Consider the following 10,424-nt stretch of genomic DNA (forward strand, 5'->3'; position numbering starts at 1 on the left):
CCCTGTTGCGTGTCGATCAGCGACCAGGACAGGCCGTAGCTCAGGGCGTTCTCGTCGGCCACCCGGTCGCCGCCCGAGTAGCGGTTGGGGCGGAACAGCTGGCTGTAGCTGAGTGTCGTTTGCCCCGTGTCGAACACCGGGATGTCGCTCTGGTCGCGGTGCGGCACGTACAGGTAGTAGAGCCGCGGCTCGAGCAGGGCGCGGTAGCGACCGGTCTGGCCGTAGGAGCGCTCGAAGAACAGGCTGCCGTCCAGGCTCGAGATGGGTACGGTCCGTGTCGCGCTGGTGTCGAACCGGCGATTGGCATCACGCGTGCCGGGGTCGGCATCGTCTAGCTGATAGCTGGTGGTATCGAGTGTCACCTCGGGGCGCAGCCGGTACCAGGTGTCCGAGAAGGTCTGGCTGATGCCGATGGCGGCATGCGCCCGGTCGCCGGCGATGCGTTCGCTCGACGGGTGGGCGAACCGGGTGACGTCAGCGCGTACGCTCAGGTTGGGCGCGACGTGCTCGCCCCACTGCCCCAGGCCGAAACGGTTGCTGGCGGTCAGTCGCGGCATGATCCGGTACGGGTGCTGGTATTCGCGCAGGTCCGGGTCGATCGTCTGGTAGCGCTGCGCCTGCAGGCCGAGATTCCAGCCACCACCGGGGCGGGCGTTTAATTGCACGTCGCTGCGCAGGTGGCTCGAGGTCGACTGTTCCAGGCTGGTGGAGAAGTCCTGGAAGAGGCGGTCGTCCGAGACGCGATTGATGTCGACCCGGTAGTCGAGATCCGGGTTGACCCGCCCGCGGCTGTCCAGGCCCAGCGACCAGCGCGAGCCGCCGTCGACGCGATCGTCCGGCAGGTAGAAGAAATCGAGCTGGTCACGACCCAGGTCCTGTTCGCCGAAGCGGTGAAGCCAGCGCACCTGGCCGCCCAGACCCAGGCCTCGCTTGGTCAGCAGGGTAGGGGTGAGCGTGGCGTCGAGATTGGGGGCGATGTTCCAGTAGTACGGCTGGGCGTACTCGAACCCGCCCTCGGTGCTGTTGCCGAGGGTCGGGTAGAGAAAGCCCGACTGGCGGCGATCGTCGATCGGAAAGTTGAGATACGGCGAGTAGAACACCGGCACGCCACCGGCTCTCAGGGTGGTGTGCCAGGCCGTGCCCCGGCCTGTTTCGCGGTTCAGTTCGACCTCGCGTGCCCGGAATTCCCAGTCGCGCTTCTCGGCCGGGCAGGTCGAGAAGGTGCCCAGCCCGAGGCGGTAGTGCTGCCGGCCGTCCTGGACGATGGTTTCGGCCGTGCCGGACAGATGCTGGCTTTCCAGCCAGTAGTTGGCGCGTTCGAGCCGCCCGGCGTCGCTGTCGAGGTTGAGCTCGCCGCGCTCGGCCTGCACGGCCATGTCGCCGGTCTGCAGCCAGAGATCGCCCTCGGCGGAGACGCTGGCCTCGGGTTCCTGGCGGTAGACGAGTCGTTCTCCGCGCACGCGCCGTCCCGGCTCGTCGACGATGGCATCCCCGATCAGGGTGACGGTGCCGTCACTGCCGTACTCGGCCCGGTCCGCCGAGGCCTTGCCCGGCTCGCCCTCGGCCAGCGGCCGGTAGGCGGGGCGTTCCGGGCCGAAGGCCGGGCAGAGGGCGAATTCACCCGAACGTGCCGTCTCGGCCGAATGCAGCGATTGGCTCCCGGCCAGTCCGCCGGCCCCGAGGGCGGCGGCGATGGCAATCGCCAACGGCGTGCGCGTCGTCCCTGACTCCATGCGCGGGGCTCAGCTCTCGGACGACGGGGCGATCGGGTCGAGGATCTCGCGGAAGTCCGCCGCGATCTGCTCGATTTCCCGTTCGCCGTCGACACGGGCCAGCCGCCCGTCGCGCTCGTAGTATTCGACCAGCGGCGCGGTCTGTTCCTGGAAGACCTCGAGGCGGCGACGCACCGTGTCCTCGTTGTCGTCGTTGCGCTGAACCAGTTCGTGCTCGCAGTGGTCGCACTGGTGGTCGGAATCCGGCGGGTTGGTGTAGCGGTTGAAGACCGCGCCGCATTCCTTGCAGGTCATCCGGCCGGTCAGGCGCTTCATCAGCTTGTCGAGCGGAACGTCGATGAGGATGCCGAGTTCCAGCGGCCGCTCGAGATTCTCGAGCATTTCGTCGAGTGCCTCGGCCTGGGCGATGTTGCGCGGGAAGCCGTCGAGGATGAAGCCGCGCTGGGTGTCCGGCTGGGTCAGTCGTTCGCGGATCATGCCCAGCACGATGTCGTCGCTGACCAGCTGGCCCTCGTCCATCGCCGCCTTGGCCTTGAGGCCGAGCTCGGTGCCCTCTGCCACGGCGGCGCGCAGCAGGTCGCCGGTGGAGATCTGCGGGACCTTGTAATGTTCCACCAGGCGTGCCGCCTGCGTGCCCTTGCCCGACCCGGGGGCGCCCAAAAGTACGATTCGCATGGTTTTCCAGATCTTGGTAGCCGTGAATTTCGCCGACCGGATTCGAGACCGGGACTCCGGTTGGCCGGCGAAAAACGGTATCATAACCAAAACGCCGCGGCTTGCGGCGAGATCGCTTTTCCTTCAGTTCAACCGCAATCCATTCGAGGCCGATCCCATGGACCTGTCGAAGATTCCCGCCGGCAAGAACCCGCCGGAAGACATCAATGTCGTCATCGAAATCCCGGTGCAGGGCGTGCCGGTCAAGTACGAGCTGGACAAGGATTCCGGCGCGCTGCTGGTCGACCGCTTCATGGCCACCTCCATGTACTACCCGACCAACTACGGCTTCATTCCGCAGACGCTCTCGGACGACGGCGACCCGGTCGACGTGATGCTGGTCGCGCCGCTGCCGTTGCAGCCGGGCTCCGTGATCCGCGCCCGTCCGCTGGGCATGCTGGAGATGACCGACGAGTCGGGCATCGACGCCAAGATCATCGCCGTGCCGCATGACAAGCTCACCCCGCATTACCACGACGTGCAGAAGGTCGACGACCTGCCGGGCTTCCTGCTCGAGCAGATCCAGCACTTCTTCGAGCAGTACAAGGCGCTCGAGCCGGGCAAGTGGGTCGAGTGCAAGGGCTTTGCCGACAAGGCGGCCGCCTGCAAGGAGATCGAGGACTCGATCGCCCGCCACGAGCGGGGCTGATCCGGTGGGCGTCGGGCCGCAGGTCGTGTCCGACACCGCCACCCGGCGCGGCCGGCGGGGGCTGATCCCCGTCGGCCGCTGTCGTTTTCCCTGTCGGTACGTGCCCGAGGGTGGGCCGCGAGCGAATCGATGCTAGATCGTCTTCATGACCATGGCCGGGCCAGGCGGGTGTTCCGCCTGCGCATCCTGTTCGCGGCCCTGATCTCGCTCGTCGTCGTCCTCACCTTGCTGGGGCGCGCGGCCTGGCTGCAGATCGCCCAGCACGACCACTATCTCGCCAAGGCGGAGAAGAATCGCACCCGCGTGGTGGTCGTGCCGCCCGAACGCGGGCGGATCTTCGACGCCCAGGGTGAAGTGGTGGCCGACAACGTCGCCACCTACCAGGTGCAGATCACCCCCGAGCACAGTCGCGACGTGGGCACCGAGCTGGCCATGCTGGCCGATGTGCTGGGGCTGGGCGCGCGCGCCGTCGAGGCGCTCGAGGAGCGCATCCGGGTCGGTCGTCGATTCGACCCCGTGCTGGTCAAGGCCGATCTCGACGAGGTCGAGCGGGCGCGGCTGGCCCGTCTCAAGCCGTGGCTGCCCGGCACCGAGATCGTCTCCAGTCTCAAGCGGGTCTACCCCTACCGCGAGTTGCTGGCCCACGTGGTGGGCTATGTCGGGCGCATCAACGCCGAGGACGTCAAGCGGCTGGACCCGGATGCCTACCAGGGCACTCAGTACGTCGGCAAGACCGGCATCGAGCGCCAGTACGAGGATCGCCTGCACGGCCAGCCGGGCTACCGGGTCGTCGAGGTCGATGCGCTCGGGCGGGAGGTCAAGGTCCTCGAGACGCAGCGCCCGGTGCCGGGGGAGGACGTCGCCCTGACCATCGACGTCGGCCTGCAGGGCGTGGCGGCCGCCGCCCTGGGCGAATACGCCGGCGCGGTGGTGGCCCAGGACCCGCGCGACGGGGCGATCCGCGCCATGGCCTCCCGGCCGTCGTTCGATCCCAACCAGTTCGTCGACGGCATCAGCCACCGGACCTACCGCGAGCTGCTCGAGGACCCGGACCGTCCGCTCTACAACCGCGCGACCACCGCCACCTACCCGCCGGGGTCGACCATCAAGCCGGTCATGGGGTTGGCGGGCATGGAGTACGGGCTGCTCGATCCGGACAAGCGCTTCTTCGCCGGGCCGTACTACCAGATCCCGGGCAACGATCACCGTTACCGCGACTGGCGCAAGTGGGGCCATGGCTGGGTGGACTTCGAGGAGTCCGTGTACCGCTCGGTCGACGTGTACTACTACGATCTGGCCTACCGCATGGGCATCGACCGGATGCACGAGTTCTTCACCCGCTTCGGCATCGGCCAGGAGACCGGCATCGATCTTCCCGGCGAACGGGCCGGGCTGATGCCTTCGCGCGACTGGAAGCAGCGGGTCAAGCAGCAGGTGTGGTTCCCGGGCGAGACGGTGATCGCCGGCATCGGCCAGGGGTACATGCTCTCGACCATCCTGCAGCTGGCCGACATGACCTCGACGCTGGCGCTCTCCGGCGTACGTCACCAGCCCTGGCTGGTTGCCGGCGAGCGTGAACCGCGCCCGCGCATGACCCTCTCGAAGGACGCCTACTGGGAGCGCGCCCGCGAGGCGATGCGCTCGGTGGTCGGCCATGAGCGCGGCACCGCGCACAAGATCGAGGCGCCATACCCGATCGCCGGCAAGACGGGTACCGCGCAGGTGTTTTCCGTGGCCCAGGACGATGAATACGATGCCGAGGAGCTCGAGCGCCGCCTGCACGACCATGCGCTGTTCGTCGGGTTCGCGCCCTACGATGACCCGGAGCTGTCGGTGGCCGTGCTCGTCGAGCACGGTGGCAGCGGTTCCGGGACCGCCGCACCGATCGCCCGGCAGGTGATGGACTTCTGGTTCGACGTCGAGCCGGACGCCGAGGTTCAGCCCGAATTCACGGAGTACGGGGACTGATGCATGGCCGTTGACCGTCTGCAATCGACGCGCTGGGGAGACCGGTTGGCTTCCACGCTGCGCTCGGTGTTCAAGCTTGACCCCGTCTTGCTGTTCTTCGTTGCCCTGATCGCCATGATCGGCGTGGTGGCGGGCTATTCGGCGGCCGAGCAGAGTGACGCCTGGGTCGAGCGCAGCATCGTGCGCCTCGGGTTGGGGTTCGGCCTGATGTTGCTGATCGCCCAGATCCCGCAACGCTGGTTCTTTGCCGTCGCGCCGTGGCTCTATGCCGCGGTGATTCTGATGCTGGTCGCGGTCTGGCTGGTGGGTGACATGGGCGGCGGTGCCAAACGCTGGCTCGATCTCGGTGTGATCCGATTCCAGCCGGCCGAGTTGATGAAGGTGGCCATGCCGATGATGATCGCCTGGTTCCTCGCGCGCCGGCCCCTGCCCCCGCGCGCGCTCGACGTGCTGGTCGCGGTGCTCGCCGTGGGCATTCCCACCGTGCTGATCGCCATCCAGCCGGACCTGGGCTCGTCCCTGCTGATCATGGCCTCGGGGCTGTTCGTGCTGTTCTTCGCCGGTCTGTCGTGGTGGTACATCGGCGGCTTTCTGGCCCTGGCGGCCGCCGCCATGCCGGTGATGTGGTTCTTCGTCATGCACGGCTACCAGAAGGAGCGCGTGCTGACCCTGCTCGACCCGACCGGCGATCCGCTCGGTGCCGGCTACCACACCATCCAGTCGATGATCGCGATCGGCTCGGGTGGCGTGTGGGGCAAGGGCTGGCTGCAGGGCACCCAGTCGCATCTGGACTTCCTGCCCGAGGGCACCACGGATTTCATCCTGGCGGTCTACGCCGAGGAGTTCGGGTTGATGGGGCTGTTGGTACTGTTCCTCCTGTATCTTGCCGTCATCTGGCGCGGGCTTTGGATCGCCGAACACGCCGAGTCGGTCGAGGGGCGGCTGCTGGCGGCCTCGATCTCGATGACCTTCATGGTCTACGTGCTGGTCAATGCCGGCATGGTGCTGGGCCTCCTGCCGGTGGTCGGCGCGCCGCTGCCGCTGATGAGCTACGGCGGCACCGCGCTGGTGACCATCATGGTGGGTTTGGGTATGCTGATGAGCATCCGCACGCAACGCAGTTTCCTGGGGCACGATCGTTAATGAAACACGCTTTTTCAGGCCCTCTGGGCGGGGCGATCCTGGCCGCCTTCCTCGTTTCCGGTGTTGCGCAGGGCGGGGATTACCTCGAGCGTGACGAGGTGCAGGCCTTCGTCGACCAGGCCGTCGGCGAGACCGGGGTCGATCGCACACAGATCGAGGCCTGGCTCGACGATGCCGAGTACCAGCAGAAGATCATCGACGCGATCACCCGCCCGGCCGAATCCAAGACCTGGGGCGAGTACCGCCCCATCTTTCTCACCGACAAGCGTATCGAGCGTGGCGCGGCGTTCGTCGACGAACACCGGGATCTGCTCGAGGAGGTGGCCGCCACCTACGGTGTCTCGCCCTACGTGATCACCGCCATCATCGGCGTGGAGACCTTTTACGGTCGGATCACCGGCGGATATCGCGTCATCGACGCGCTGGCGACGCTGGGCTTCGATTATCCGCGCCGCGGGGAATTCTTCCGCGGCCAGCTGGTCGACTTCATTCGTCTGGCGGGCGAGGAAGGCATCTCGATGGACGAGGCCGAGGGCAGCTACGCCGGAGCGATGGGGTTGCCGCAGTTCATCCCGTCGAGCTACCGGCATTACGCGGTGGACGGCGACGGCGACGGTCGCCGCGATCTCTGGGGCAGCCACCACGACGTCTTCGCCAGCGTGGCCAACTATTTCGTCGAGCACGGCTGGGGGCAGGGCGAGCCGGTGATGTTCGAGGTGGATGTCAACGGCGCCGATGTCGACGACCTGCTCAATGAAAAGCGCGATCTCGCGCCCAAGACCAGCCTGGCCGAGCTGCGCGACCGGGGCGTCACGGTGCCCGACGACGCCCCGGTGCCCGATGACTTCGAGGTGATGCTGTTCACGCTCACCGACGGCGACGACGTCGCCTACCACGTGGGACTGAACAACTTCTATGTCATCACCCGGTACAATCACAGCGTCCTCTACGCGACCGCCGTCTGGCAGCTGGCCGAGGCGATCGAGGATGCCGTTGAAAAGCCTGTCGAGGCCGCCGAAAACGGCGCTGGTGCGGCTGCATCGGTGCCGGGCGACGGGGCGAATGCCGGCTGACGCCATGACCGTGACGAGGTGCCGTTTCCCGGGTGCGACGGCCGTGGTTCTCGCCGGCGTCCTGTTGCTTGCCGGTTGCGCCAGCGGGCCATCGCCCGACCGGGCGGCCACTCGTGACGCGGTTCCCCGCGACGAACCCCACGCGACCCGCGGCAACCCCGACAGCTACTCGGTGCTGGGCAAGCGCTACACGGTGCTGGCGAGCAACACGGGTTTCCGCGAGCGAGGGCTGGCGTCCTGGTACGGGAAGAAATTCCACGGGCGGCCGACCTCGTCGGGCGAGCCGTACGACATGTACAAGATGACCGCGGCGCACAAGTCGCTGCGCCTGCCGAGCTATGTCCGGGTGACCAACCTCGACAACGGCAAGAGCGTGGTCGTGCGGGTCAACGATCGTGGCCCGTTCGTCGACGGCCGGATCATCGATCTGTCCTATGCCGCGGCGCACAAGATCGACATGACCGGCAAGGGCACCGTGCCGGTCGAAATCGAAGTGGTCGGACCCGACGACACGCGTACTGCCACCCGGCATTCGTCCTCGTCGCGGAACCGTTCCGGCCGGTCGATGCCCAATGCCCGCTGGGGCGAGAATGTCTTCGTTCAGGTGGGCGCGTTCCGAGATGCGGACAGCGCCGAGGCGATCGATGCGCGCCTGCGGGATGCCGGGCTGTCCACGGTGAGCCAGCGGAGCGGTGGCCTCACGCGGGTACGGGTCGGACCGCTCGCCTCGGCCGACGATCTCGATGCTGTGAGCGAGCGCCTGCGCGAACTCGGATTTCACGAAACAACGATGGTGGTGAACAAATGATCAAGGCCTTGTCCACGACATGGCGAGGCGGCTGGCTCGCCGGCCTGCTGGCGACGACCCTGCTTGCCCTGGTGGCGACGAGCACCCATGCCGCGTTACCCACGCCGGGCGCACCGGACCTGTCGGCCCGTTCCTACGTGCTGCTCGACAACGCCACCGGACAGGTGATCGTCGATCGCGATGCCGACCGGCCCGTCCCGCCGGCGAGCATCACCAAGCTGATGACCGCCTACCTTGCCTTCGAGGCGATCAAGAGCGGCGATATCGCGATGGACGACCAGGTCACCGTCAGCGAAAAGGCCTGGCGCATGGGTGGCTCGCGCATGTTCATCGAGGTGGGCAAGCAGGTCTCGATCGAGGAGCTGCTGCAGGGCATGATCGTGCAGTCGGGCAACGATGCCGCCACCGCGCTGGCCGAGTACATCGGCGGCAACGAGGAATCCTTCGTCGCGCAGATGAACGCGACCGCCGAGCGCATGGGGCTGAAGGAGACGCATTTCGATAACCCCACCGGCTGGCCGGCCGAGGGGCACCTGATGTCCGCGCGCGACATCGCGACCCTGCTCTCGCGCCTGATCCACGAGTTCCCGGACCTCTACAAGTACTTCCGTCAGAAGTCCTATACCTACGGCGGCATCAAGCAGTACAACCGCGAGAAGCTGCTGTTCCGCAACGAATGGGTCGACGGTGGCAAGACCGGGCACACCGAGGAGGCGGGGTATTGCCTGGCCACCTCCGGTGCGCGTGACGGCATGCGCCTGATCGCCGTGGTGCTGGGCACCGACAGCGACGAGGCGCGCAACAACCAGGCCGAGGCCCTGCTCAACTACGGCTTCAGGCACTTCGAGATCGTCGACGTGCGCGAAGGCGGGGAGACGCTCGCCAGCCCGCGCGTCTACAAGGGCGAGATGGACGAGACCCCGGTGGGGTTGCGCCAGGACCTCTCGGTGCTGGTGCCGAAGAAGCAGCGGGACGACCTGTCGATCAGCCTGCGGCTCGATGACGCGCTGATCGCGCCCCTGACCGAGGGCGACACCGTCGGCTCGCTGGTGGTCCGTCTGGGTGAGGAGGATATCGCCGAGCGGCCGGTGGTCGCGCTGGCGGACAACCCCGAGGGCGGGCTCGTCAAGCAGGCCACCGACAGTTTCTGGCTCTGGTGGGACGAGTAATGTCCGCTCAGCCGCGACCGGTCTACCTCAACGGCGAGTGGTGCGACACCGACTCGGCACGGGTCTCGGTGTTCGACCGCGGTTACCTGTTCGGCGACGGCGTCTACGAGGTGATCCCCGCCTTCGCCGGTCGGCTGTTCGGCCTCGACGAGCACATGGCGCGCCTGTCGCGCAGCCTCGAGGCGATCGGCATTGCCGAGCCATTGAGTCGCGACGAATGGCAGGCGGTCTTCGACCGGCTGCTGGCCGGGATCGATGCGCCCGATGCCGCCATCTATCTGCAGGTCACCCGCGGTGCGCCGGCGCGCCGAGATCACGCCTGGCCGGGTGTCGAGGTGCCGCCGGGCGTGATGGCCACGGTCTCGCCCATCGGCTCGACTGCCGGTGGGGCACGGGTGATCACCCTGCCCGACTTGCGCTGGGCGCGCTGCGACATCAAGAGCATCAACCTGCTGCCCAACACCATGGCGCGCCAGCAAGCCCTCGATCGGAGCTGCGACGAAGCGGTGCTGGTGCGCGACGGGCTGGTGATGGAAGGGGCGGCGACCAACCTGTTCGCCGTCATCGGCGGGCGGCTGGTGACCGCGCCGACCGGCCCGCGCATCCTCGCCGGCATCACCCGCGGTCTGCTGCTCGACCTGGTGCGCGAGAAGCAGTTGATCGAGGTCGACGAGTCGTTCATCACCGTCAACGCCCTGCGCGAGGCCGACGAGGTGTTTCTCACCAGTTCGACCAAGGACCTCTGGCCGGTGGTCGAGCTCGACGGTCGGCCGGTCGGCTCGGGCGCGGAGGCCGGTCGCGCCGGCCCGGTCACCCGGCAACTCGATCACCACTTCCAGGCACTCAAACACCCGCAACGGAGCTCCCGATGACCGACGATTCCTCCCGCAACGGGAACGGCGACGGCCCGCTTGACGGGCGGCTGACCGCCTGCGACCCCAATGCCAGGCCGACCGCCGCCGAGGACGAGGCGGCCCTCGAGCGCGAGACCCTGATCGACTTCCCCAGCGAATTCCCGGTCAAGATCATGGGGCCGGCCACCGACGCCTTCATCGCAGAGATCAAGCAGGCCGTCGACAGCGTCGTGCCCGGCCTGCCGGACTCGGCGTGGAAGCAGCGGGCCAGCGGCAAGGGCAACTTCGTCGGCCTGACCGTCACCTTCACCGC

Annotated in this window: 10 protein-coding genes; 8 read left to right on the forward strand and 2 right to left on the reverse strand. The window is 67.5% G+C overall.

The window, feature by feature from the left end; all coding sequences use genetic code 11:
- Both ACLFRM_RS07825 and ACLFRM_RS07830 read right to left on the reverse strand, forming a co-directional pair.
- Positions 1-1,733: LPS-assembly protein LptD (locus tag ACLFRM_RS07825; protein WP_410755182.1), on the reverse strand; the 1,733-nt coding region annotated here is incomplete at its 3' end.
- Between the two features lie 9 nt (positions 1,734-1,742).
- Positions 1,743-2,408 (reverse strand): adenylate kinase, encoded by a 666-nt coding sequence (locus tag ACLFRM_RS07830; RefSeq protein ID WP_410755183.1) that lies wholly within the window; start codon positions 2,406-2,408, stop codon positions 1,743-1,745.
- Between the two features lie 157 nt (positions 2,409-2,565).
- On the opposite strand from ACLFRM_RS07830, the gene ppa reads away from it, so the two are divergent.
- The 8 genes from ppa to ACLFRM_RS07870 all read left to right on the forward strand — a co-directional run.
- On the forward strand, positions 2,566-3,096 hold the full coding sequence (gene ppa, locus ACLFRM_RS07835; protein ID WP_410755184.1) for an inorganic diphosphatase: 531 nt from the start codon (positions 2,566-2,568) through the stop codon (positions 3,094-3,096).
- Between the two features lie 129 nt (positions 3,097-3,225).
- Positions 3,226-5,064: a penicillin-binding protein 2 gene (gene mrdA / locus ACLFRM_RS07840; RefSeq protein WP_410755185.1), complete on the forward strand. Its 1,839-nt coding sequence runs from the start codon at positions 3,226-3,228 to the stop codon at positions 5,062-5,064.
- Positions 5,065-5,067: 3 nt separating this feature from the next.
- On the forward strand, positions 5,068-6,207 hold the full coding sequence (rodA, locus tag ACLFRM_RS07845) for a rod shape-determining protein RodA (protein WP_410755186.1): 1,140 nt from the start codon (positions 5,068-5,070) through the stop codon (positions 6,205-6,207).
- Positions 6,207-7,280: a lytic murein transglycosylase B gene (gene mltB / locus ACLFRM_RS07850; protein WP_410755187.1), complete on the forward strand. Its 1,074-nt coding sequence runs from the start codon at positions 6,207-6,209 to the stop codon at positions 7,278-7,280. The genes rodA and mltB overlap by 1 nt, the downstream gene beginning before the upstream one ends.
- A 4-nt stretch (positions 7,281-7,284) precedes the next feature.
- A complete protein-coding gene (locus ACLFRM_RS07855) occupies positions 7,285-8,088 on the forward strand; it encodes a septal ring lytic transglycosylase RlpA family protein (RefSeq protein ID WP_410755188.1) in 804 nt (267 codons plus the stop codon).
- Complete coding sequence (locus ACLFRM_RS07860) at positions 8,085-9,257, forward strand: D-alanyl-D-alanine carboxypeptidase family protein (protein WP_410755189.1); 1,173 nt, start codon at positions 8,085-8,087, stop codon at positions 9,255-9,257. Before ACLFRM_RS07855 ends, ACLFRM_RS07860 begins: the two co-directional genes overlap by 4 nt.
- Positions 9,257-10,129 carry an aminotransferase class IV gene (locus ACLFRM_RS07865; RefSeq protein ID WP_410755190.1) on the forward strand — a complete coding sequence of 291 codons (873 nt, stop codon included), beginning with the start codon at positions 9,257-9,259 and terminating at the stop codon, positions 10,127-10,129. Before ACLFRM_RS07860 ends, ACLFRM_RS07865 begins: the two co-directional genes overlap by 1 nt.
- Positions 10,126-10,424, forward strand: a 299-nt coding sequence (locus ACLFRM_RS07870; RefSeq protein ID WP_410755191.1) for a YbeD family protein, incomplete at its 3' end; no start/stop codon positions are given. The genes ACLFRM_RS07865 and ACLFRM_RS07870, both read left to right, overlap by 4 nt.

The sequence above is a fragment of the Guyparkeria sp. genome, from assembly GCF_046540515.1.
In the GTDB taxonomy this organism is placed as follows: Bacteria; Pseudomonadota; Gammaproteobacteria; order Halothiobacillales; family Halothiobacillaceae; genus Guyparkeria.